We start from the raw sequence: 26,224 nt of genomic DNA, 5'->3' as shown, positions 1-26,224 counted from the left end.
TTGAGAAAAGTAAAATAACGTTAAAGCGTGTCTATCACAATATCCTAAAATTGGGCATCTATTAGGTAAATTATTTTCTTGACTTATTCTAAAAATACTCTTGTTTATTCATGGTTTAAAAGGGTAAATCATCATCATCAATTAACTGAGTGATTATAATAGGCTCAAAAAATTTTGGTTGTAATGAACCTATTTGATTCAGATATCTTGAATTATATTTTGAAAAATTAGTTAAACCATGTTCAAACAAATCAAAAAGTAAATTCACTTTATATCTTTGTTCTAAACTTTTTTTAATTTTTTCAGAATGCATATTTCCTTTACCAGAGATCATTAATGAAGGTGCAAGATGAAGAGGAAAATCTCTCTGTAGCTGTTGGTCTAACACTTCCTTTTTTAATTCATTATATAATCCTATAAAATTGAATAAGAGTTCTGGAAATGGATTGAAATTTTTGACCTCGCAAAACGTTTGAAGATTAGTATTCTCCACATAACAAAATTTCTTTGTTGAATTTTCAACAAGGTAATGTTCTTTATCTGAAACTATTGTGTCTTTATTTATTACTGAAATGTCAGGAGTAAGGTAAATATCGTTTTGATGTCCTGATTGAACTGTTAAGTTGTGATGGATTTCGAAACAAATTTCCTTTACCTCTTCTTCAAAAAAATTTCTTAATCGTATTTCAAAAAATGAAAAATTTTCAGGATAACCACTAGGTGAAAGTTTGTACTTAAATTTTTTAGCAAAAAGATTTTTTACTTCTAAAGCAAATCCTTGATTTTGATAAAATCTCACAATATGATTATAGCAACTCATTTCAAAATAGTCACTAATTCGCTTACCTTGATTTGAAATAAAAGTTTTATTCCTCTTGAGAAAATCATTTATTTCATTTTCAAAATCTTCAACCTTCTTGAATGGATTTGCCATTATTCATTATTGTTATTTTCATTGTAGTCTAACTTACTTTTCAAATTTTTTATTTTTTTTATAAGTTCTTTGGTTTCGATTGTTGTAAGTATGTCATGACTTATACTATATCTTTCAATCAAAGAATTATAATTTATTACAATAGCTGTAATTCTGTTCTTTTCACTACTTGTCAAATTATATGTACCTATTTTAATAGCTGTAGCTGAACTGTTATTAAATACAGTTCCGGCAAATTTTGTAGCTGCGTCCATATTAGCAATAACTCTCTTGTAGAATACTGATAATGATAGAATTAACTCTATTGTTCGCCTGTATTCCCTTAAGTGTTTATAGGAATCTCTATTCTCTAAAATGAAATTTATTTCTTTTAACCTATTATAATATTCATTATACATAGGGTTTGAAATTTCTCTTGGCAAACGACTACAAAATTGTTCAATCATATTTTTACATTATTTAACCAAATCATCAATTACAATCCATCCTGCATCCTTGTATTTTTGAATATCCTTTTTTACGTTTTCTTCTAAAACGGCAAAGCATAATAAATGTGTAGGTCTTGAAAAGCCAACATACATCATCTTTAAAGTTTCATTTGAACGAGTCTTATTTAATTCTGAGAAATTTTGTTCTTGAAAGTATAATGGGTTATTTCCCAAAACAGCTTCAGTTTTTTTAGTAGCTTTTTTAATTTCAACATCTAGTTTATATGTTTCGAAATTAAAATATTCAGTTTCAACGTACATTGTTGCGCAATGTGTTTGCCCTTTTACTGCATGAATTGAAGAAATTTTTATATCCAAATCATTATGATTTACGACATCTTTGGTAATTTTAGAATCTATTATTGAATTAAAATTGAAATCTTTTACTACAAATTCTATTGATTTGGTAATTTTAAAATTAGGTATGTAATTCACCAATTCATTTTCTATAAATGAGAAATAATCTCTAAAAACTTCTTCATAATTCTCTTTTGTTACAATTGAAAAACACCATTGGTATATTCGCTGATTAAAATCAGTATAATGTTTTTCACCTTTCTCTTTTATTATCCGAATTAATAAAGATTTCCTGAAATGCTTCTTTTTTTCAGGTTCGGAATAAATTTGTTCAATTCTCAATATTCTAAGTATACCATTCAATAACGACTTTCGGATTGCCTCTAAAGTTTTTTTCTCTCTATCAAAAAGGAAAAAATATTTTCGTAAGCTATCAAAATCTTCTTTCTTTTGCCTACTTTCCTTTGAATATTCAGGAAATATTTTCTTTAAGTACCATTTATTAGAATTTTCCTCCTTTTCAGTTGTCCAACCAATTATGTGATACCCTTTTTCTAAATTTTTAGTGCCCTTATCTAATTCATGTTCTTTAATTAGTTCAATAAATTTATTCTTAAGTTCTTTACCATCTTTTTCATCTTTGTATATAATCAAATGAGGAGCTATATTGTTGTTTGTAGATGTACCTACTACTTTATAATCTACATCACGTTTAAGAACAAAACCGTCCACTAATTTTGCAACAATGGGAGTTAATCTATGAGAATTGTTTAGACTTAAATTTTTTGGAAATTTAATTGGATCGATTTCATTTCTAGTTTTCCATAAAATGTCGTTTGAAACTGATTTTGCACTTGAATATATTGATTGATTTTTATCTCCAATTCGTTGAATTTTATTTGATGATTTCTCTTCGAAAAAGATATTTTCAATCAAATCTATCTGATCTTGGTCTAAATCTTGCATTTCATCTATAAACACATATTTGAATCTATTTTGAAGAATTTTTAATAATTCTTTATGATGTGTTATGTAATATTTAGAAAGAGATATTGAATCAGAATATCTAAGCACTCCTCTTTTAAATGATTGCTCAAAATAACTCAATAATTCTGATCCTGATTCACTTTCAAAATTCAAGTCCCCTGAAAAAGAAACAAACTTTTTATTAATAAAATCAATCTTATATCTGAGGCAAAATTTTTGCTTCTCATTTTTTACATTTTGAATTGCATTGTCATGAATGTTTTTGATATATAATAACAATGAATTTTCATCATTTACCAAAATTTCTTTTGTGATATGATAATTAAGAACTCCTGATTTGTTTAATGTTTTATTTTCTTTTAATTCCTTTATCAATTCTAATGATGTTTTGGAATCAAAATTCAAATCCCTCTCTAAATCCCTTTTTGATAATTTTGCGTATTGTGAAAATAATTGATTGAAAATGAATCCATTTAATTTTGACTTAAAATTTATTTTATAAAACTCACTAATTAATTCATTTTCGGATATTTCATCATCATTTTTTCTGATATAACTACCATATAATTCAAAACAAGCCTGGTTAGCAATAAATCGATTAGAGAACAATTGAATCGTTCCAACAAAATTGGGATATTCGAATAATTGTGGACAAATAGGCTTTAACTGTTTTTCAATTTCTTCGACTGCATGATTAGTATGAGCTAAAACCAATATCCCTGAATTATTTTTTAAAGGAAGTTGTTTTGCAATACAATATAATTTAGCCAGTAAAGCGGTTGTTTTCCCACTCCCAGGAACAGCTAATAAATCAATAGTTTCAAAATTTGAAATAAACTGTTTTCTTTCTTCATCAAACTCATTTCCTCCAATAAAGATTTTTTCCGCTTCTCTAATATGGTTCGGATTTATTTCCATAATCACATACGTGTTTGATTGCTTTTATTAAGTATTCAAGAAATTTGTCTTCTTCCAACTCCTTTTTTTGTATTGTGGTATCCTCACTTATTAATATAGCCAATTCGTTAGCAAGGGCTACTTTGTCAATTTTTGTTCCTCCATTTTGTTTACTCAAGCTCTTTATAAAGTATTTCTCATCAAAAGTTTTAAACACCTGAGGATGAGTTTCTTTGATGGCATTTTTAAATAATTCAGATAAACAGGATTTATACAAGCACCATTCTAATGTCCATTCTTTTGCTATCTCTAAAATTACATCAGTCTTTTCGAGCTCTGCTTTTAATTTATTTAGATTTGACTGTTTCGTCTTAACTTTATCATCTTCTTCTGAAATATCTTTAAAATTTCCATCTATATCTGGTCTATTATCTAAATCAGTTATGATTGAAATTGGAATTCCCATTTTGGCACCATCGTTTCTCAGAAAAATTTTTGCAAAATGTAAATAGGCAGTTGAAGCAACATTAATTATTGAAAACTCACTTTTTGTTAAATCATAACCAAGTTTTTTTGCCAACTCGGGAAGTAAAATTTCTTCTGACCAACCTTCAACAACAAAATTTCCTTTAGAAAAGAAGAGATTACTTTTAGTAACATCAAGAAAGCGTTCTAAATATTTATAATTTTTAGGCTCTAGTTTGGTATTTCCTTCTGATAATGTATATAACTGCTTATTTCTGCAAATGATTATGTTTTTTAAATCTGCCTGAGAAGTAATATTTGGACTATGGGTTGTTAAAATGTATTGAATATCTTTCTCTTCCTTTAGTCTATTAACAATTTTAAGTTGAGCCTGAGGGTGTAAATGAGCTTCTAATTCTTCAATCATGCACAACTTTAATCCGTTCCAATTTTCTTTTTTTAAATGCAACAATTCTGCAGCCATAAAAAGACGGTTCATGGTTCCCAACCCAAGATTTTTATGATCTAAAATTCCTAATGAAATTTTTTCAAGAATACTAGAGATTTCTGAACCTCCTAAATCGATTTTGCTTTCAGAACTTTCATTAATAAATGATTGAATATATTGATCAATAGTTTTTTTAATTTTTAAATAATATTCGCTTCCTGGCTTCTTAAATTCATCAGAGATTCTATCACTTGCTTCAATAAATATCTTTTCAAATTCTAATTTTACATCTTTGCTCTTTTTTTTAAATAAATCGTGCTGTTTTAGGATCTGCGATAATCTTGAATTTTTTTTAGCTGTAAGCTCATTGTCTGCATCTCTTAATGCTTTTAAGTACGTACATTTTAAGTACTCCTTTGCTTCAGCCGTCAATAAGTATCCATAACCATCCATCCCAGCTCTTACATCTGTAGGTATAATTTTTCCTTCTCTTAATTCTGCTTGATAAATGAGAATTAATTTAGGTCTAGGTTTAAGTTCTTTTATACCGGATTCATTTTCAACCTCTTCATCTTGCCAACCACACCATTCGGTAAAATTACTTGCTTCAAGATCATTAATCCCTGAAAACTCTATCTCTATCCTAGTAATACTTGCAATATCGTCTCCTTCATTATAAAAATCATTTTCCTCGATCTTAATCCATTCATAAGCGTGCGTTTTTAGAACCAATTTTATAGCATCAAGAATAGCTGATTTACCCGAATCATTTTCACCAATAAGTATATTCATTCCTTTTTTGAAATGAATTTCCAAGTTTGGAGAGTTTAAATTTATGGGTTGTAAGGAACCATATTTTCTAAAATTCCAAAGTTTTAGTTTAGATACATACATAGTCCTTAATTTATTAGTTACCTTGAGTTTTGATACCAACACTTAATTTAAATTGTATTCTATTATAGTTAGTAGATTTTGAAATATCTTCTTTGTCTATTCCCGTATTAAAGAAACTAACTACATTCAATTTACCTCCCATCCCTGTCTTTTCTTCTTCATTTGTAGTGATAGCGATATCAAAATTTACTTCGGTACAAGTAACATCCCTTACGCCAGATCCATAATCATTTGAAACGATATATTCATGACCTTCTCTAACACCATCTGTAATTTGTGTAATTGTCTGTTTTATAAACTCTTTTAATTCCATACTCTATTAATTTTTAGAATTCTCCACAATACTAATTTTCTCCTTATTCAAACCATACAACTCATACACCATTTTATCAATTTCCTTGTCCATTATATCGATTTCGTCTTTTTTAGTAAGTTGAGTTCCTCCGGAAGTTCTAATTACTTTATTATGTTTGTTGATGAAATTAACAAGAGTAAATTCGTTTCTGTTTTCTAACTTATTGGTTAGCTTTTCAAGACTTTGTTGTTTGAATACGGAGGCAGGGAATAATAACATTTGGTAACGCTTTTTATTAAGATTCTAAAAATAAGGAATTACTGTATATTTTGATGATTTTGTTATTAACAACAGTTCTCACCAATTTCGTTTAAACGAATTCCTTAAAAGCAGAATTGGCCAAATATCGACTATTCATTTGAAAAAAGAAATCCCCAAAAACAGTGATTTTCACTCACTGTTTTTGGGGACGGGTAATGCACTTTTTTGTTCTTACTTGAGATAAGTGTTGAACCAGTTGTGTATTCTTGCGGTTAAGTCGATTTGATTTTTTTTATTTAAAAGAATATGCGGCTCTTCAGGATAAACAAGGAAGACATTTTTTCTACCCAGCCTTCGTAATGCTAAGTGTAACGCCATACTTTGATTGTAATTTACATTTTTATCCGCTTTTCCAGACCAGCTTAAAAGTGGTGTATTTATTCCCGCAGCCTGGGCAATGGGGGAATTAGCCAGATAAGCATTAAAATCATCATAAAGAGGTTTTTCCATCCTTTGTTGTCCGGTTTCAAAACGCCACATGTTCGAATGTTCCGTTTCCCAATGCATTGAAAGGTAATAGTTGATAAAATCGATTATACCAGATCCTTGAACAGCTGTTGCAAAAAGATTAGACTTTGAGATTATATAGGCTACTTCGTAGCCACCAAAGGAATGGCCGATCAGACCCATTTTATTTTGATTAACCACTCCTAAAGATTTAACACTTTCAACAGCAGCGGTAACACATTCAAGAGCAGAATTTCCCGGTTTTCCAATTTGGTAACTAATATCCGGGAGGAGGACTAAATAGTCATCCTGAAGATAGTTTGCAAGCGGAAAACCATCCTCTTTAGCTAATACCGGTCTTTCAAAATTATGTAATCGATCAGAGAGTTTTTCATAGATGTATACAATCATAGGGTATTTTTTACCCTCTTGGTAATTAGCCGGGTAATATAATACTCCTTGTAAGCTATCGTTAAATGCTGTTTTGTAAGATACTAAAGTACTTTTTCCCCAATCGTAGTTTTTATATTTTTCGTTTGACTGATATACTGTTTTTTCAGCACCATTTCCATTTTTTGAAAACATTAATCGAGGCGGAACAGCAATACTTTCTTCTATCCAACTATATTTATCTGAATTGAGTGCTTTTCGAAAGCAACTTGTTTTTACAGCTTTATAGGTTATTTTATCTACGGATTTATTTGGCATCCATTTAAACCAACCACTGTCCATATTTTCAGCTTTACCCATCAAGAATAATCCATCAGACAGATTATAGTAGTTTGTATTGAGTTCGCTACCTTGAGGATTATCTTCGAAGATGCTAAATTTTATTTCAGATTCACGGCCCAACGTTATTCTTTGCGGTGTTTGACCATTTACAGGCAGTAACCATGTGTCGTATTGGTCGTATATAATAAGATATTTTCCATCAACGGACCAGCCAGGGTTGCCATAAGGTGGTAAGTCACCCGGTTCGTGTCTTTCACCATCGGAGAAAGTCGTATTAAGTTTTGCGGTTAAATTGAAGTGTTTATTTTTTTCTGTATCATAAATCCACCAATGTTTATCACGAAAATAATTTATGAATTGTCCGTTAGGTGATGCTCCCATTACTGCTATTGCCGTTGTGTATTTTTCGAGAAATAACCATTTTGCACCACTTTGAATGTCGGTAATGTAAAAATTGGCGGGTGCCGCAAACTCAATTTGGGGTTCGTAGTCTAATTTATTAAAAAGTATTGCTTTTTTTCCTCCCGGTAGTAAACGTGACTGTGGTAATGTATTGGTTGCAACCTCTTTTATGGTATTGTCAGTAAGTGACCATGCTGTTAATTTTGGTAAGAAATCGGGATTTCCATGGTATTCCTGCATTGGATATTCGAGTGGGGTAGAGGCGTCCCACACCTCAACTGTGTCTTTATCGGTTTTGTTAACAGGAGAAGACCGGTAAAAAAAGAGGGTGTTTTCATCTTTTGAAAACGATACGGAAGGGATTCCCAATGGTGTTACGATAATTTGATTTTCCAGTTGTTTACTTGCATGATCTATCTCTATAGTTACTTTATTTTTATCAGTATAGCAATAAAGCGAATGTTTTGGTCTGAGTAAGCCTGCCTGATTTTGTTGTTGCACAATTGCCAACTTATTACCGCTATTGCTCCAAAGCATTTTTTTAAATCTTCCGTTGCTTTGGCTCACTATTTTTGAGGATTGAAAATTTTCGTCCGGATCTATGAGGTTAATCAGTGTATCATTTGCGACGGCAATTTTTCCTTTTTTGCTCAAAGTATATTGTGTTACTCCATTAAATGCTATTTCCTTCCCCGTGGTCAAATTTTTAAGGATGAGGTTTGAAACGTCATTGGTTTTGGATAACACTACCATCCACTTGTTTTGAAGGATGAATTCCGATTGTGTGACGGATTGATACTCATGACTTTGATTTGTATCAAGACTTTGCAGTAATACCTTGTTTTCAGCATTTTTTATTATAACCCATTTTTCATTATCACTAAATGTGATGTCTGTTGCTGAAGGGAATAATAATTTTTTATTTGAATTTGTATTCTGAACAACAATAGTATCAACGCCATTGTCGTATTGAAGCTTATAGGAAGCCCAATTGCCATTAGCAGATAATTTGTTATTTGTTATCTGACATAGTTTGTCATAATCTGATAAGGATAAACATCTTTTAGCAGGTTGGCCGTAGCCAACCTGTAAAAGAAAAACTAACCCAAACCAAATAAAACTATAGTTAGCTTTATTTTTCATTTTAATATCCCGGATTTTGTGGTAATAAATTATTGTTTAGCATCAGTTCTGATTCCGGTAACGGTAATACCACCTGCGTGTCTTCCCATCCCGGTTTTATAGGGCTGAGTACATCAGCTGCTGTGCCGGTTCGTTTTAAATCGAACCACCGGTGTCCCATTTCTGTAAACAGCTCCATCCGACGTTCTTTTAAAATTGCAGTAATCAAAGAGGAGGAATCATTGGCTGGAGTATCCGGTAATCCGGCACGAGTTCTTATTTTATTCAAATCCTGTTGCGAACCCTCTATGTTACCAAGATGTGCTCTCGCTTCGGCACGAATAAGGTATTGTTCCGCTAAACGAAAAAGAATGGTGTATTCTTGTGACGTACCCGTGTTTAACGTTTTCTTGTACTTGAAAGAACAGAACCAAGTGTTGCTTACACCGGGTACCGTTTTTACCCAATTTGTTTTTCTTAAATCTCCTGTTTCGAAATTGTTTACCAAATCAGGCGACAGGGCAGGTTTGGAAGGTGGTCCAAATGAAAAGATAAATGTCCTGGCATCTTTTGTGTTTGCACCTGCAATTCCCGGATGTAATGCCATTATAATTCCCGGGTTGGATTTGAGAAATACATTTGCAACATTTGGTTCCCAATTGTAAAGCGGATTGTTTATGACTTCTGTTGCATAGGCTTCTGCCTGTGACCAATTCTGAAGGTAAAGGTGGATGCGTGCCAATAGGGCTTTTACAACTGCTTTATTTGGGTTAACTCTTTCCGTAGTTGGGTATTCTTCTGAAACAAGGCTTTCGGATTCGGTTAAATCGTTAATTATTGCCTGATACACTTGTGCTTCGGGTACTTTAACTGCCTTGGAATTTAAATGATAATCTGTTGTAGTGATGTAGGGTACCGATCCAAACAGATTGGTCAAATAAAAGTGAAGATACCCCCTGATAAATAACGCTTCACCACGAAGCCTATTACGATCGGTTTCTGTTAATGCGGATGAAGCATTGATCCCTTCGATGAGGGCATTTGTTTCGTAAATATGGCTGTATGTTGTATTCCACAGCGTGGACAGCAAACCGTTTGAAGGTGTAAGTGTGTGTAAATTGAATTGTTGTAATTCCATGTTGTTGCTATAAAAAATGAGTTCGTCTGAGTAATTACCCATAAGACTTGAAAGCCCATAGGCAGTACCTGATACCATACCGCCTTCCCGCATTCTTGCGTATATGTTGGCCAATGCTGCGTTTGCGGTTGACGCTTCTTCAAAAACTGCCGGACCTGTAAGTTGGGTTTCCGGAAGTCCTACTTCGGTAAAACTATCACAACCATAAAAGCCTAATGCTAAAAATGCGATTGCGATTATCCTGATGTATTTATTGTTTTTCATTTTACTTTTGTTTTAAAATTCTAATTGAACCCCTAAAGTGAATTGACGTAGTGGAGGGAGGTAGAAAGAATGTGTTTCCGGATCGGCTCCTTTATAGTTCGTAATTGTTGCTAAGTTTTGGCCTTGGACATATACTTTGGCAGAAGCAGATTTTGACCATCCTGACGGAACCGAGTAGGATAAACCAAGACTTTTAAGACGGATAAAAGAAGCGTCAGAAATAGTAACATCACTATCAATATATTTCATATAAGCATCCACAGCATCGGGGTTTTCTCCAGTGGAGTACAATTGATGTGATTCGTTATCGAGTATATCCAAAGGTTGATTTGAAAGCGTTCCCGGCATGGCGGTGCTATATCTATAGTTTCTGGCCTGTTGTTTTACAAATTGAAACAGAAAATCCAACGTCCAATTTTTGTAGGTTACCTGATTTGTAAGACCTCCATAGTATTCCACAGAAGTATCGGCTACATATTTTTTGTCGTCTGTTGCCGTGATCTGACCATCACCATTATAATCTTCAAAAGTGAACAAACCTGTAACAGGGTCTATACCTGTATAATGATAGGTTTTGACAATACTAAGCGGTTGGCCTATGACCAGCATGTTTTCGTAAGTAGAACCTATTAACCCCGGGAATTCTGTTAGTTTATTCTTTGGCGCCGTAAAATTTAGCATAGTATTCCAATTAAAGCCTTTTCGGTTATAGTTTACCGTTCTTATATCTATTTCCAGACCAGTGTTTTGAACCGTGGCACCCAAGTTTGACTGAATGGATGAAAAACCTGTTGTGCCCGGTAATGGAATACCTACCAATTGATTTGATGATTTGTTGTTGAAATAGGCCGCTGTTACCAATATATTATCTCTGAGGAAGCCCAGCTCTAAGGCCATTTCCAGTTTTTTATTGGTTTCCCAACCAAAATTGGGATTGAACAAACGTGTTGGCTGAATTCCGGTTGTGCCGTTATAGATATTCGGAGTGACCTCGTAAGTATCGAGATACTGATAGTCTCCAATTTGGTCGTTTCCGGTTATGCCGTAGCTACCCCTGATTTTTCCAAAACTCAGCGTGTTGCTGATTTTTTCGAATATCGGTTCCTTAGAGAATACCCATGCAGTGCCAATTGCTCCGAAATTTGCAAAACGGTTCTCAGGGCCGAAACGGCTTGAACCATCCCTGCGTCCGGTAAGGTTGACTATATACTTTTCTTTCCAATTAACATTTATACGGCCGAAAATCGCCTGATATTTATAATCCGTAACCGAATTGTTTAGGATTTCGATATTTGATGCTGCAGCAATGTTATTGATCATTGAATTCCCCGGAAAACCGGAACCAGCCTGAGCCAACAGCTGTGTTTTTTGCTGTTGGAATGTTGTACCGATAAGTGCTTCCAATTTAATTTGTGACCAAATCTTTTTCCAATTGAGTTGAGGTTCTATAATCCACGATTTGGTATTTCCGTTGTTTAAATACAAACGGGCCGCATCGAGACCTAATTCAAGAGCCGGATTGAACATTGTTGTAGGAATGGTGCGTTTTTCGGAAATACGCATTTCATTGTAGCCTAAAGATGTTTTTAGTTCCAGATTTGAATGTAATTTGTAAGACAGCACAGCATTTGAAATGAGGTTACCGGTGGTAACCAAATATTCCCCTTCGAGATACGCTAACGGATTGTTGAATGTTCCATTTTCCCAATTCAGGTTTCCGTTGGCATCATATAAAGCAGGTGCATTTGGTGCCAGAGTGTATGCTAAAGGTGTGAGGTCAAGACCGGGGAGCGTGTTTTTATCACCGGAATAGTCGGCTGAAAAATTAAGATTGAACCTATTGTTAGCCGATTTGTGTCTTATACTACCGTGGACTGAACCCTTTTTGTATGATTCGTCTCCCGGATAAACGGAAGTTTCGTGCCGGTATGCACCATTTAACAAGAATTGAGTTGTTTCGCTACCTCCTGAGACCGATGCCTGTGCATTGTTGATGAAAGCAGTACCACCGATAAGTTCCTCCTGCCAATCTGTATAGCTGTTGGGATCCCAGGTTCCATTTATGTCGTAGGCATTATCAGGGTATGTTGTGATACCATCGTTTACAAAAGCTTCTGCCCGCATTGCGAGGTATTGCTCCGTATTCATTAAATCCATCCTGCGGGTGACTTTGCCTATGGAACTGTATGTTTGAATATTGAAACGGGTTTGCCCTGCTTTTCCTTTTTTTGTTGTGATGAGAACAACCCCATTTGCGCCGCGGGAACCATAAATAGCGGTGGCATCGGCATCTTTAAGTACCTCGATACTTTCGATGTCGGAAGGGTTGATGCTGTTTAACGGGCTTACAGTACCCGGGAGTGACCCAACCGAAATGTTTTCGTTGCTGAGTGATTGTGAGGCGAAAGGCACCCCATCTACAATATAAAGCGGTGAATTACCATCACTGCGAATGGAATTTATACCCCGAACCTGAACGTTGAAACTACCTCCGGGATTACCGGTGGTTTGTGTGATGCTTACTCCAGACATTCGGCCTTGCATAGCTGCTAATGGATTGCTTACCGGCTGTTTTTCGATATCGGCTGCTTTAACTTTTGCGATACTGCCCGTGCGTTCCTTTTCTTTGACGGAATAGTAGCCTGCGTTAACCTTTACTTCCTGTAATTGGGTTGCATCTTCCTGTAAGGTTATGTTAATTGTTTTTTGACCATTTACAGGAATGAACCTTGTTTTGTAACCGATAAAAGAAAACACCAAGGTATCATTAGGTTGAGCCTCGATTGCGTATGAACCGTTGCTACCGGAGATTGTTCCCTTATTGGAATTTTTAATTGAAATGCTTACTCCAGGCAAAGTGCCGGAGTTGTCCGAAACGGTACCCGTTACCGTATGGGTTTGCAGTTCGATTACTGGAGGTACGCTTTTAGCGTGTAAAGTGAATGGCAGCACTGAAAAAATAAGACAAAATATTTCCAGCCTATGCCTACAAAATGAAAAATTTTTCATAGTATTGGATTGGTTAAATGAAACGAAAGTTTTGTTTACTCTTGGCTTCCTAACGAGTTTGGCGACGAGGTAGGAAGTCATTTTTGTTTGTAGTTTTATTGTAACATAGGCATACAAGTTTAGTAGTTAAAATAATTAACTGCGAAACTTAAAAAAAAAGAAGTAAATGCTAAGAATCTATGAGTTGCAGATATAAAAAAGGCGCGGAACTCAGCTTATCGTTTCAGAGGCATTGGCATACCCAACCACAAATAAGTGAGCCCACGCCTATAAGGTCGTGAGCATCTTACTTATCATCTCGTGGTTTTAAAAAACGCCAATTTTCTGAAACGAGATTCAAAGCGAATGCTTCAATATTGTATTTGAAGAATCGCAAAATTACATCAATCAATGTAATCGAAATACAAATATAAAAAAATATTTTAAATATGTATTATAGTACATAACGAAATGATTGTTTTTTCTTTCAATTTGACTATGCATGAATCGTTAGTTAAAATAGAACGCTATATTATCTCTAAAGTCAGAGAAATAAGAGAAACCAAAGGGGTTACTCAAGAACAACTATCGTTATCAATTGGTAAAAACATTACATTTATTTCTCAAATTGAAGCCCCTTCAAAAAAGGCAAAATATAATATTAGCCATCTTAATGAAATAGCTAAAGCTCTTGATTGTTCTCCAAAAGATTTTTGGCCTGAGAAGCCCTTGTAGCAATTTTGAAGATGCTCTACAAGATCTTTATCAGTAAAATTTTAATGTTAATATTCGTTGTTGAGTATATTTATGCATTAGTGGAAATTTTACAACATTACGTTTTCAAATGAACGAAGAACAAATAAATTCAAAAGACTTAGAGTTTTTGGCTCAAAAAACATCAGATTTTATTGATAAGCAACTGAATTCATATAGACAGAAACATGCAAATTCCGGTTCCATAATAACTGTGATCGCATTATTTATCCCTTTTTTTCTAAATGGACTGGATGATAGCTACTTATATGTGAAAATAATTTCAATTTTACCTGTTGCAATCTTACTTTATGCAATAGTTCTTCTTATTGGAGTTTTAAAAACAAAATCATTAGATCAGGGATTTCATATCGATAAAGTTGATGAGCTAGTAAATAAATCATATGAAGAAATTCTATTGTATGAAATCGGAGCTAATCGCTGCTCTTTTAATGACAATAAAACAATTATTGATCGTATAAATGTTAATTACTTTTTAGCAATTAATTCTACAGTTATTGCTATAATATTTTCAAGTTCATTACTTTTGGTAAACAAGTTTTGTAAACCTGAATTAAAAGAAAAAACAACTAAAGTCGAAATAATAAAACAAAATAATATGGCAACGGAAAAAGACAACTCAAAATCTGGAACTGAGAATAAACCTAATCCTGAGAGGTTAATTCCTCACGTTCCACCAACAGACAGAACTAACCTAAACGATCAAACCCCAAATTTGATTATTAAACAAAATGGTGAAGGTAAAACTAATTAAAAACTACCACCAACGGTGGTTTTGAGCAAGTGGGTTTAGGGAAAAACTAAAAACTTATTAATTGTTTATACAAAAGATGCCTTAGGCATCTTTTTGTTTTTGTAGAATGATTGATAAAGTCTTTGAATCATGAAAATACGTGTTTATACGTATTGCATGGGAGAGGGATTATTTGTTTTTTTGAGAGGCTTGAAATAAATAAAGAGCTCATAATTATATTAACAGTTGAATATATTTATGAGTTATTCATAAGCCTAAAATCAGCATAAGAACATTAAATAGCAAACAATAAATATGGCAATAATTCATTTTTTAAACGTCTTAGAAGGAGACTGTAACATAATACAACATGATACTGGGAGAACGACAGTAATTGACATAAGTAATGGTTATAATGATTATGATACAGTTGAAGAGATTGCTGTTAAAAATTCGGAGTTGAGAAGAGCCATGTATGAAAGAACGCAAGTACCTTCTGATAAAAAAGACTATAAACAGAAAAAGAATCCTGATAATCCAATATTTTACCTTAAAGAAAAGGGTATACAGAATATTTTTAGATTCATTGTTACTCATCCAGACATGGACCATCTTGATGGAATAAAAGACCTTTTTGACGAATTTTCAATTACAAATTTCTGGGACACTGATAATAAAAAAGAAATATCTGATAAAGCGGGCTCTGGAGGATACAACTTAGAAGATTGGAAATTTTATAAAAGCCTTAGGGACGGAAAAATATCTCCAAGCACACGATTAACATATTTTTCTAATAACTCCAACCTTTATTACAATCAAGATAATATTGAGATTTTGTCTCCAACTCCTTCAATTGTTAAAGCTTGTAACGACAAAGGGAATTGGAATGATTCCTCGTATGTAATTCTTTATACTCCTCCAAAAGCAACTGGAGGTCATTGGAAAATTTTATTTGCAGGTGATAGTGAAGATTTGACATGGGAACACATCGTAACTAATCATGCTGAGAAAGTGAAAAATATTGATATTTTATTTGCTCCTCACCATGGAAGAGATTCAAATAGAAATTTTGATTTTTTAAAGTCACTTACGCCAACAATAACACTTTTTGGTAATGCAAATTCTAACCACTTAGCATATGCCAAATATCCTGGAACAAGAATTACAAATAACCAAGCGGGTTATATAATTCTTGATATTTCTAGTCAACATATTAATCTATATGTTAAAAACGCTGAGTTCGCAAAAGATTTCAAAGCAAAACGTGGTTGGGGTATTCCAACATACAATACAACACATAAGGCCTACTCTATATGTCAATTAACAGCTAAATAAATATGGCAATCAATAATTATTATTTTAAAGCAAGACTTTTTCCAACTGTATTAACATCAATACCAGCAATAATACTATACAACAAGTTTGTATCAAATATTTATCACGACAAACTTGAAAGTATTTACACTGGATTACCAACGATTACTAATGTTATTTTTTCAGGAGCAATTATTTTTTTACTTGTCCAGATAAATCGGTTTTTATCCAAAGAAATATTTCAGAGACTTTATTTTAAAGATGAAATAAATATGCCAACGACAAACCTTTTGCTTAAATCAAATGGTGAACTTGAAACAGGTATAAAACAAAAAATAGAAGACAAAATAAAAAACAAGTTCGACATAATTCTGCTTACTTTAATTGAAGAATCAGCAGATGAGCAGAGAGCAAGAAAGCTAATAACTACAACTGTTTCACAGATTAGAAATCTTTTAAGAGACAACACTTTGCTTTTACAACACAATATTGAATATGGTTTTTTTAGAAATTTTATTGGTGGTTCATTTTTAGCATTTGTAATTTCATTAATTGTTGTCGCTTCTTCACATTACACAGGAGACATGGCAACAAGAAATCTAGGTCGGATTCTAACTTGTATTTACTTTTTACCAATTTTGCTTAGTAAATTTATAATAAGCAGATATGGGAAATATTATGCTAAAATTCTTTACGAGCAATTTTTAACCATCTAGTATAAACGGACGACAGAAAAAGGCCATAGCATAGCTCGGTTTAATGAAAATGGGGCTTTAAGGCTTAATTTATTTGTTGGTCTTGTGTTTGTAAACTTTATCTTAAATTTATATTTTTGGGAAAACAATTTCCCACATGCAGCAAGCTGGCGGGACGCTAGGCGTCACAGCACAAAATCATACTCATGATTAAGATAAACAAAAAAACACTTCTTTTATTTTTAGTAGTAATTTCTATCATAGTATTTATTTTCTACAATGGAGAATATATAAAAAAAATTGATCCAACTATTTTAACTTTAATTTCTGGATCTATAGGTTTTATTATTTCAAAGTTCATAGAAGATATTAAAGAAAGTAAGCAACGTATTTACGAGGAAAAGAGAAAATATTATACTGATTTAATAAGGCCATTTAGAGAATTATTAAAAAATACTAAAACTAAAAATGGTAATAACACACTAAACAATAAGCAAATTGCTGATGCTATGGATACAGCTTTCGATAATATACTTTATGCTTCAGACGATGTAATTGAAAAATATGGTAGATTTAGAAATAATAGCACAAATGAAGAAGTAAATGGTTCAAAAGATTCATATAAAACATTAAAATTGTTTGCTGAATTATTATTAGCAATGAGAAAAGATTTAGGAAATAAATATACTTCTTTGGACGAAGTCCATATTTTAAGAATGTTTATAAATATGTCTGAAACAGAGGAAGAATCGTATAGGAGAAAATTTAGAAGTCTTAAATAGCTACTGAGCCTAATAGTGGTTTCGAATAATTGGTGTTTTAGGGAAAAACCAAACTTTTTTTGTAAATTCTGCTTTAGGAATAAACAAACTAAGGTACAAATAATCCCCAACTTCTCAAAGCCGGCGAGATGTTAGGCGTTAGCATAAAAATTATAGCGTAAATAGCCCATGAAAACTGTTATTTTTCTTTCTTCTTTTCATTTAGAAACTGGCAAATGTAATTGGCTTGAATTATATTATGTAATCGAGAAGTTAAAACCAGAAGTTATATTTGAAGAGCTTTGTAATGAAACTTTTGAGGATATTTATTTTAAAGGTTATACCCCTCAATCATTAGAGGCAAAAGCGGTTAAAAAATATATCGAAAATTATACTGCAAAGCATTTTCCAATTGATACTTATGAAACGGATTTTTCAGAAATATTTGGAAACTATAGCATCATCGCTGAAAAGAATCCTGAATATTTAATGCTCCTTAATGACAAGCTCAAGTTGATAAATCAGTTTGGACATTCATTTATAAATAATCCAAAATGTGCCGAAATGTTGAGAGGATTACGGCAAATCGAAAAAACAACTCTGTTAGAAATAAATAACACTGAACTATTACAACGCTACGATTTAGAAAGGAAATTGCACGATAAACGCGAAATTCAAATGCTTCACAATATTTATGATTATAGTGAACACTTGGATTATCGCAAAGCTCTATTCATTTGCGGCGCAGAACATAGAGATGAAATAATTAATAAAATACCTGTGATTCAGGGGAATAAAAAAGAAAAACTCAATTGGATTTTCTACGAGTCATAAACGCCAGCACCTAACAACGGTTTTATTCAAATGGGTTTTAGGGCAAAACTCAAACTTATTTATTATTTATGCAAAAGATGCTATTAGGCATCTTTTTGTTTTTGTAGAATGGATTGGTAAAGTCTTTGAATCATGAAATTACGTGTTTATACGTATTGATTAGGATTGGGAATAGTTGTTTATTTGAGCGGCTTGAGATAAATAAAGTGCTCATAATTATATTAACAGTTGAATGTATTTATGAGTTGTGTACAATACTAAATAACTTTAAGGAAATGAATATAAACTCAGTTACAGATACTTTAAAATATGCATACAGTCTAAATCTTAACCAATCAACATTTCGTTTTAGAGGACAAGCAAATTTTGAATGGACTTTACAACCATCAATTTACAGATATAATTCCTTTAAAAGATACCAAACTGTTGATTTTGAAAGCAATTTACTATCAACTAAACCCAAACAAGCAACACCACCATTAACATTTACTGAATTTGACCTTGAATGGCTAATGCTTTGCCAGCATTATGAAATACCTACTAGATTAATGGATTGGTCAATGGATATATTAATTTCATTGTTTTTTGCTTGCTAAGGTGAAAATGATAGCGATGGTGCCCTTTTTGTATGCAATCAAAATGATTATCCGATATTTTCTGCATTTGAACAAAAAGTTATGGAAACCCAAGAGTTAGTATTTATCAATACAAGTGTCATAAATCCGCGAATGAGAGCTCAATCTGGTTGTTTTATGCTATGGGGTCACGCTCCTCTTGATAAAGAACTATCCACAGAAAGTTATGACTTATGGGAGTATCAAAAAAAGAACTCTAAGAATTACTTTATTGAAAAACTAAGAATCCCAAAAAACAAGAAAAAAAACATTTTAAATGAACTAGAAACTTTATATTCTATCAATAAAGACAGCCTATATGTAAGCAATGGCTTTTTAGAAAACAAATATAAAGAAGGATTTGAGCAACTAAAGGAACAAACTAGGCTTATGACACTTTATAAAACAGAAGCTGATAGATTAAGCGAAGAGGAAGAAAAAATTGCAAAATCGTTTTTTAGAGTAGACTGCAGAAATATGATAGGGAATTGTTACAGTTTAAGTAACATGGGATAAAAAGTACTTTACACAACAGTGGTTTCGCGAAATTTGGGCTTTAAGGCTTAAAATTAGGGTAGTTTTGCACTTGTAAACTTTATCTTAAATTGATCATTTGGTTAACCGTTCCCCAAACATCGCGAAGCCGGCGGGACGTTGTGTGCAACCCTTTCCAATGCGTCGTCCTAAAATAGGTTGACTGAAAATTAAACATCATGAAAAAATATAAATTCTTACTTACTATATTATTTTGCCTACATCTATCTAACTTTAAAGCACAAAATAAAATGCATATAACAGAACAATTATTAAATGGAACTATCCGAATTGAAGCGGTTAATGGAAGTCAAGTAAATACCGGAACTGGATTTTTTTTCAATTTTTACGCAGATAAAGATAAAAAGAAGGTAGTTCCAGTAATTATAACTAATAAACATGTTGTTGATGGTGCAATATCGATAAATCTTTTTTTTAAGAAAGAAAAAAATGGAGAGCCAGATTACGGTCCCGCATATGTTGTTACAATTCCCAATAAGATTCCTAATGTGATTCAACATCCAAATAAAGATATTGATTTAGTTGCTATACCAACAGCATGGATTTATGATGAACTTGCTAAAAAAAACATTGGTGTTTATTATATTGCAGCTGATGAAGATAGAATTCCAAATGATGAAACTCAGAAAAAAGAGTTGAAGTCAATTGAAAATATTTGGATGATTGGCTATCCAAGTGGCTTATGGGATACAAAAAATAATATGCCGATTGTTAGAGAAGGAATAACAGCTACAACTCCTTTTTTAGATTACAATGGAAAGAGAGAATTCTTAGTAGATATCGCCGCGTTTGGCGGCTCAAGCGGTTCTCCAATTATAATGTATCGTGATTTATATACAGATAAAGAAACCTATGTTGGAAAAATTGGTGTAAAACTTTATTTTTTAGGGGTTCTATATGCTGGACCGACCTATACAGTTGAAGGGAAAGTTGTAAAAACTAATCCTGGAGATCCAATGTCCAATGTCCAAACAAATATTCCAATGAATTTAGGTTACGTCATAAAAGCTAGCGAAATTTTGGAGTTTAAAAAGACTTTAATTCCATAATTCAATAAGGGTAGCACACAACAGCGGTTTTAAACAAGTGAGATTTTAAGGAGAAGTTGAAACTTCTTAAAAGTTGTTGTTAATTAAGAAGTGTTTATCAAAAAAGGGGATTAATATGCCATACTTTGCTTATAATATTTTTGAACTATTAAATTGTATGAAATATTTGGATTAGTTATAATAGTTATTGCTGGAGTTTTGATTCGAGGGAGACTGTTTGATTATAAAAGAGATTCCCGGTATAATTATAGTTGCAAAAACAGGAATAGGAAATAGAGAAACGTCGGAAGGCGTTTTTTTGTTTTATTGGGTATGAAATCACGTGTTTTTAAGTATTAGCAAGGGTGTGGAATAGTAGTTTATTTGGTGAAATTTAGATAAGTAAATGCTCATATATATTAGTAAGAGTTTTGAGTATATTTATGAGTTGTGTGCAATTATGACAAAAATGAACGGAAAAATTTTAGATTGGTTAAAAAAACTGGTTATCCATTAGAGCTATATGGTGAATCAATTTTATGAGAATTAGGTTTTCAAATAGTCAATTCTCTAATTTATACAGATCATGATAATAAATCACAAAGAGAAATAAATTTACTTACAAATTTTAATACCGGAAAAGATAACGTCGAATTATTTAGGGAAAGAAGTTGAGAATGCTGCATCCATGTAATATAAACAGAATAAGAGGTAAATCCAATACAAATTATCGCCAATGTATTCTTGAAAAACTTACCAGTTCTTATATAATCAGGATTTTTATACGAAAAAATCTCTGTATAGGATTGCATAGTTCCTATCATTGTAATAATTGGTAATAGTATTAACTCTGCTACCTTATAATTTCCTCAGGAATAAATGGATTAGATTGTAAATCGATTAAATCAGTGTAAAAATTGTAGAACTGTTTAGTGAAAAAGAATCGTTTTATGGGTAACTAGATAAGTAAAAAGGAAAGATAACAAAATCGTTTTTCTTTTACTTTTCATTTTAAAAAATAAATTTCTTCTTAATAGCAAAAAGGTTCTGTAAAATTTTACAGAACCTTTTTTAAATAGCACTATAGAAAGAAATATCCTAGTACTTATTTTTTAAAATATAAGCTTTTAAAAAATTTGATTTGATAAAGACAAATGTTTGTCTTATAAATATCTTTCTTCGCAATCAAACCTAAAGAATAAAGTCTATACCCATCAGTAAAATTTCTATAAATGAAATATAATAATACACCTAAAACAAAACATTCGCTTTCGCAATTAAAAGCCATCCAAATTAAAATTCCAATAGGCGATAAAATACTAATATAGTAAACAAGTAAATTTTTCATAATTTAATTATAAACAATTCTTATACATACAAGTTGCATAAACCAATATAGTCGTTTTAGGAATAAAAGCAGATGTTATTGTAAGGAGAACACTTGCTGTACCGTGACCACTGTAAGCATCAAGGAAACAACCCGATGAATTTCTTATACAATTCGCTTTTGAATATGAAGAATTTTCTACACCAGTTACAGTTTCATTACCTTTATCAATGTAAGTTGTTGAAACTAATTCCCTATCAATATCTAATAATTCAAGTGTAATTTCAGTATCATTACCTTTAGTATCTATAACATTCATAATTACTGGGTCACCAAAAAATTCGTCAGCAGATTCAATATAACCAATTGTAAGTGTTTCATTTGAAAGACTTTTTTCATCAAAATTTATTGATTTTGCAACAATTACACATTCACCGTCTTCTGTGTAAAGCTTTTCTGCATTTAAAAAATCAAATTCATCTTCCATCTTGCTTGAAGATAAAGCTCCGTAAACTCTATCTCTTAATTTTTGCGCTAACTCAGAATCAATTTTACTTGATGTTTTGCCATTATTTGTACTTTGAATCTCATTTTCTTTTGAGCAAGAAAATAGCATAGTCATTGTAATTAACCCAAAAAGAATTTTTTTCATTATATTTGTTTTTTAAAAATTAATTGCAGTCTTATTTTATTTCGTCCAAAATATTTTTCGATAAGGCTGCTTTTTTATTTTGGCTGGAAACTCGAAACATTTGAAAACCCAACCTTTATTTTCACATGTTTTTTTAAAGGTAGCTAACCCTTTGATGTAATTACAATTAGCTTTTAAAAGCGATTGCAAAATTAGATTTAATTTTCATAAATCGTGTACGTGAAAATACTGATACCGAAAACAGCAAATATGGTTACAGAAAATTCTTCTTCATTTTTTTTAAAGTAAAAAATAAAATGTAATTTATTGTTATTTAGTATTTTGTCTGATGGTTGTTCTTTTTTTATAGAATGTAAAAAAGACAATTTAATAAAAATAGAAAATGAATTAACAATACAATACTTATAAACTTTAGTTCGATTTATTTTTTTACAACAAAAAATATGTTTAAATGGTTTTTTTGAACATTTTTGTTGTAGATTTTTATTGTGTAAGAAGATTGGTTTCTAATATTAGATATACTAAATTAAGTATTGAGGATAATAGACGATTACTTTACAGTAAAAATATTCATGAAATAACATATAATTTAATGAAAGGTATGAAAAGAATGTGATAGGGACTAAGTCTTATAAAATAATTTATTAGTATGCATAGCTTTTTCTTTAACTATAAATGTTTAAAAACTACTTGTTAGACGGCCTCTTAAGCAAACGAGTTTTAGGGAAATCCAAAGTTGATTGAGATGGTTGTTAATTAGAAGAAGTGCTAAAAAATGGATTTAAATATACTGTACTTTTTTATTACATTTTAAACTATGGGATTATGGTTGGAGTTTTTATTAGAGGAAAACTATATTATGTTAAAAAGGATTTGGCTATGTCGATAGTTGGAAAAGTAGATGATAGGGAAACGCCGGAAGGCGTTTTTTTTTATGATGGTTGGAATTACGTGTTTATACGTATTGATGTTGAAGGGAAATAGTTGTTTATTTGGGAGAATTTAAATAAATTCTCGTGAATATATTTTAATTGAATATGTTTATGAGTTGGCAGAAAATTATAGAGACAGTGTGTCTTTATAGCTTTCAGCCTGATTTTAAAAATTAAGTTTAAAATTTTAGCAAAAAATGAAAAAAATTTTATTACTCCTATTAGGACTTTCCTTTGTGATGTCTTCAGCCCAAAATATATTTGAGAAAGACCCAAATTGGAATACCTACGAACTTCCCAACAACCAATATTATGTTGATGGATTTTATTTTGTCAAATCAGAAGTCCAGTCAGATGGCAAACTCATAGTTGCGGTAACCAACTATTCCAGTATCCCGACCACAAGCCTTGTCCGCCTTGACGGCAATCAGCGCGATACAAGCTTTTTGTCTGGTAATTTCAATGGATTAATTAAGGATTTTCTCATTCAACCGGATGGAAAAATTGTGGTTGTTGGTGCATTTACTACCTATGAAGGGATTGCAGCAAAATATATGGTACGATTAAATCCCGACGGAACGCGAGATAACAGCTTTGTTATGGGGAACGGTTTTACGATTCAAATGAACAGCACGTATACTTGGGCCGGAGTAGTTAAAATTCAACCTGATGGTAAACTTTTAGTTGGGGGTGACGCTATAGCTTCCTACAACGGACAAGCAGTGAGTTTAATTGTAAGAATAAACGCAGACGGTAGTCCGGATCCAACATTTGTTTATGACCCAGCAGCATACAAACTTGGAGTGCATAGTATTGCCATCCAGCCCGATGGTAAAATTATAATTGGTGATAATGGTCGTATTTACCGCACCTTGGCAAATGGCACTCTTGATCCGTCATGGACACGCAATACACCACAGGCATCACAACCTACTTTTATTTCAAATTATGCAGATCGTGAAATCAGGACTATAGTAGTGCTCCCAAATGGAAAGATATTGGTGGGTGGCGAATTTGAACAAGCTTTCAACTCTTCAAACCGCCGGGATTTAGTAAGGCTCAATGCAGATGGTTCTCTCGACCCCTCATTTTATGGCTGGGGATTCCGAACTGTGACAAATTCCCGTGTAGGAGTGAGTTCTATCGTAGTTTTGGCAGATGGTAAGATCATTATCGGAGGCGATTTTACTCGCTGGTCTAATGATCTAAACACGGTCATCAGTACTCCAAAATGTATCCTACGACTTAATTCTGATGGTACTCTAGACTCATCATTTACAGCTTATGCTAGCTTCTCAACCGATTATAACGATACCAATTCCATCAAAGATATTAAAATGACTTCCGATGGAAAACTTGTTTGTGTGGGTTCTATAAACAGTTACAACGGTGTCGCGGTAAACAACATTGTTCGAATTGACACCGATGGTAACCGAGACACTACTTTCCACAACATTTGTAAAGGCTTTAATGACAGAGTCGGAAAGATTTTACAACAACCTAATGGCAAAATATTGGTTAGTGGACGATTTAGTATGTACAATGGATCCACGCGCGATCGTCTTGTTCGATTAAACGAAGATGGTAGCGTTGACGAAAGCTTCGAAGCAAAATGCTACCAATTCATTGCCGATTACAATCAAATTACTGACATGGCACTACAAGCCGATGGTAAAATTCTTATTACATCATCGGGTATGTTTTTTTTCAATGGTCAGGCAGGCGGATCATTTGTACGCCTAAATAGTGACGGATCGCTTGATACCTCTTTTGTATCGCTTACTCCCGGTGACTATGGATTATACGGATCATACACCTGCGTACGTGTACAACCCGATGGAAAAATATTAACGGTTGGAAGAACTGGTAACGATAATGTCATTAAACGCTTCAATCCGGACAGGACACTTGATACAACCTTTAACTTTACTACTTATACCAATTGTAATGAAGTAGCACTACAACCCGACGGAAAGATATTATTCTCATATTATACTGGATGGGGAGTCGATAATTACAAAATGGGTCGGCTATTACCTGATGGTCAAATAGACACAAGTTTCAATCCGCCAACTACAACACCTGGTGTGACTAATTTTACGCTTCAACCTGATGGAAAAGTTTTGTGCTTTTCTGATGTTACAGGAGGCCATTCTGTATTCAGATTGAACGCTAATGGTAGTTTAGACACTGGATTTTCATTCCCTTCAACACAATCTTTTCAAAGTGAAAATACAGCCCACGCTCTCCTCCCTGACGGTAAGATTTTAATGGGTGTTCGGCTGGTTTCAGTTTTTCCAAATTATCTAGTTCGGAGAAATCCAGATGGTTCAGCCGATACAACATTTAATATTGGAAGTGGATTTGCTATTGGTATTAATTATGGACCAACCGATACAGAATATATTTCTGATATCGATATCGATAGTTATGGCAGAATTCTTGTGGGTGGTACATTCAGATTATTTAATGGCCAACCCGAAAATGCATTTGTACGATTACGACCTGAAGGCTTTCTATCTACTCCAGACATTACTGAGGAAGGCTCATTTGTTATTTACCCTAATCCAGTTAAGGACACAATCCATATTTCAACCCGAAAAGGCAAAACCGTCGATAGAGTCTCTTTATTCTCGCTATCCGGAAACTTAATTATGTCAGTTTCCGATACTAACATTGATGTATCCTTTTTGGAGAATGGCTTCTATATCATAAAAATATCGTCTGGAAACGAAATTGAACAATTTAAAATAATAAAAAATTAGGCTCCCTCCATTTCGACTATTGGAAAAGCGTTAAGAAGAAGAAATAGAATAATCTTTTGCCAACACAGGTTTTATGCTATTGCAGGTTTGGGATTTTTTGGAATGGTTTGTGCAAATTTTC

General features: G+C 32.6%; 20 protein-coding genes. 10 read left to right on the top strand and 10 right to left on the bottom strand.

Translation table 11 applies throughout. The features are described 5' to 3' along the window. Positions 1 to 115: 115 nt before the first annotated feature. The 9 genes from FLJC2902T_RS06505 to FLJC2902T_RS06465 all read right to left on the bottom strand — a co-directional run bounded on the left by FLJC2902T_RS06505 (position 116) and on the right by FLJC2902T_RS06465 (position 13,083). Positions 116 to 934 carry a hypothetical protein gene (locus FLJC2902T_RS06505; protein WP_023578985.1) on the bottom strand — a complete coding sequence of 273 codons (819 nt, stop codon included), beginning with the start codon at positions 932 to 934 and terminating at the stop codon, positions 116 to 118. Beyond that, positions 934 to 1,380 (bottom strand): hypothetical protein, encoded by a 447-nt coding sequence (locus FLJC2902T_RS16220; protein WP_155958871.1) that lies wholly within the window; start codon positions 1,378 to 1,380, stop codon positions 934 to 936. Before FLJC2902T_RS16220 ends, FLJC2902T_RS06505 begins: the two co-directional genes overlap by 1 nt. 9 nt (positions 1,381 to 1,389) lie before the next feature. Next, positions 1,390 to 3,624 carry a UvrD-helicase domain-containing protein gene (locus FLJC2902T_RS06495; protein WP_035677624.1) on the bottom strand — a complete coding sequence of 745 codons (2,235 nt, stop codon included), beginning with the start codon at positions 3,622 to 3,624 and terminating at the stop codon, positions 1,390 to 1,392. Continuing rightward, entirely contained in the window at positions 3,599 to 5,410 is a 1,812-nt protein-coding gene (locus FLJC2902T_RS06490; protein ID WP_035677620.1) for an ATP-dependent nuclease, read from the bottom strand. The genes FLJC2902T_RS06495 and FLJC2902T_RS06490 overlap by 26 nt, the downstream gene beginning before the upstream one ends. 13 nt (positions 5,411 to 5,423) lie before the next feature. Beyond that, on the bottom strand, positions 5,424 to 5,723 hold the full coding sequence (locus tag FLJC2902T_RS06485) for a hypothetical protein (RefSeq protein WP_023578982.1): 300 nt from the start codon (positions 5,721 to 5,723) through the stop codon (positions 5,424 to 5,426). A gap of 6 nt (positions 5,724 to 5,729) precedes the next feature. Continuing rightward, on the bottom strand, positions 5,730 to 5,984 hold the full coding sequence (locus tag FLJC2902T_RS06480) for a hypothetical protein (protein WP_023578981.1): 255 nt from the start codon (positions 5,982 to 5,984) through the stop codon (positions 5,730 to 5,732). A 213-nt stretch (positions 5,985 to 6,197) separates the two neighbouring features. Further along, positions 6,198 to 8,750: an alpha/beta hydrolase family protein gene (locus tag FLJC2902T_RS06475; protein ID WP_023578980.1), complete on the bottom strand. Its 2,553-nt coding sequence runs from the start codon at positions 8,748 to 8,750 to the stop codon at positions 6,198 to 6,200. Between the two features lies 1 nt (position 8,751). Then, positions 8,752 to 10,131, bottom strand: a complete 1,380-nt coding sequence (locus FLJC2902T_RS06470; protein ID WP_023578979.1) for a RagB/SusD family nutrient uptake outer membrane protein — start codon at positions 10,129 to 10,131, stop codon at positions 8,752 to 8,754. Positions 10,132 to 10,143: 12 nt separating this feature from the next. Next, positions 10,144 to 13,083: a SusC/RagA family TonB-linked outer membrane protein gene (locus FLJC2902T_RS06465; RefSeq protein ID WP_023578978.1), complete on the bottom strand. Its 2,940-nt coding sequence runs from the start codon at positions 13,081 to 13,083 to the stop codon at positions 10,144 to 10,146. A gap of 534 nt (positions 13,084 to 13,617) precedes the next feature. On the opposite strand from FLJC2902T_RS06465, the gene FLJC2902T_RS06460 reads away from it, so the two are divergent. The 9 genes from FLJC2902T_RS06460 (at position 13,618) to FLJC2902T_RS06420 (ending at position 20,448) form a co-directional block, all read left to right on the top strand. Beyond that, on the top strand, positions 13,618 to 13,854 hold the full coding sequence (locus tag FLJC2902T_RS06460) for a helix-turn-helix domain-containing protein (RefSeq protein ID WP_035677718.1): 237 nt from the start codon (positions 13,618 to 13,620) through the stop codon (positions 13,852 to 13,854). 109 nt (positions 13,855 to 13,963) lie between these two features. Beyond that, positions 13,964 to 14,647, top strand: coding sequence for a hypothetical protein (locus tag FLJC2902T_RS06455; RefSeq protein ID WP_023578977.1), 684 nt, complete (start codon positions 13,964 to 13,966; stop codon positions 14,645 to 14,647). Between the two features lie 294 nt (positions 14,648 to 14,941). Then, positions 14,942 to 15,961, top strand: coding sequence for a ComEC/Rec2 family competence protein (locus tag FLJC2902T_RS06450; RefSeq protein ID WP_023578976.1), 1,020 nt, complete (start codon positions 14,942 to 14,944; stop codon positions 15,959 to 15,961). A gap of 2 nt (positions 15,962 to 15,963) precedes the next feature. Next, positions 15,964 to 16,656, top strand: coding sequence for a hypothetical protein (locus FLJC2902T_RS06445; protein WP_023578975.1), 693 nt, complete (start codon positions 15,964 to 15,966; stop codon positions 16,654 to 16,656). A gap of 185 nt (positions 16,657 to 16,841) precedes the next feature. Then, complete coding sequence (locus FLJC2902T_RS15755; RefSeq protein ID WP_023578974.1) at positions 16,842 to 17,417, top strand: hypothetical protein; 576 nt, start codon at positions 16,842 to 16,844, stop codon at positions 17,415 to 17,417. A 168-nt stretch (positions 17,418 to 17,585) separates the two neighbouring features. Next, on the top strand, positions 17,586 to 18,230 hold the full coding sequence (locus tag FLJC2902T_RS06435; protein WP_023578973.1) for a hypothetical protein: 645 nt from the start codon (positions 17,586 to 17,588) through the stop codon (positions 18,228 to 18,230). A gap of 275 nt (positions 18,231 to 18,505) precedes the next feature. Then, complete coding sequence (locus tag FLJC2902T_RS06430) at positions 18,506 to 18,826, top strand: FRG domain-containing protein (protein ID WP_023578972.1); 321 nt, start codon at positions 18,506 to 18,508, stop codon at positions 18,824 to 18,826. A gap of 81 nt (positions 18,827 to 18,907) precedes the next feature. Then, positions 18,908 to 19,360, top strand: coding sequence for a hypothetical protein (locus FLJC2902T_RS06425; protein WP_023578971.1), 453 nt, complete (start codon positions 18,908 to 18,910; stop codon positions 19,358 to 19,360). Positions 19,361 to 19,557: 197 nt separating this feature from the next. Next, entirely contained in the window at positions 19,558 to 20,448 is an 891-nt protein-coding gene (locus tag FLJC2902T_RS06420; protein ID WP_023578970.1) for a S1 family peptidase, read from the top strand. Between the two features lie 1,334 nt (positions 20,449 to 21,782). On the opposite strand, the gene FLJC2902T_RS06410 is transcribed toward FLJC2902T_RS06420, so the two are convergent. Beyond that, positions 21,783 to 22,406, bottom strand: coding sequence for a hypothetical protein (locus FLJC2902T_RS06410; RefSeq protein WP_023578969.1), 624 nt, complete (start codon positions 22,404 to 22,406; stop codon positions 21,783 to 21,785). 1,129 nt (positions 22,407 to 23,535) lie between these two features. Between FLJC2902T_RS06410 and FLJC2902T_RS06405 the strand changes: the two genes are divergently transcribed. Continuing rightward, positions 23,536 to 26,103, top strand: a complete 2,568-nt coding sequence (locus FLJC2902T_RS06405; protein WP_023578965.1) for a T9SS type A sorting domain-containing protein — start codon at positions 23,536 to 23,538, stop codon at positions 26,101 to 26,103. The last annotated feature ends 121 nt before the right edge of the window (positions 26,104 to 26,224 follow it).

Source organism: Flavobacterium limnosediminis JC2902 (assembly GCF_000498535.1).
GTDB classification, from domain to species: Bacteria; Bacteroidota; Bacteroidia; order Flavobacteriales; family Flavobacteriaceae; genus Flavobacterium; species Flavobacterium limnosediminis.
The sequence above is the reverse complement of the archived record's forward strand: the minus strand, read 5'-3'. Positions and strand labels throughout refer to the sequence as shown.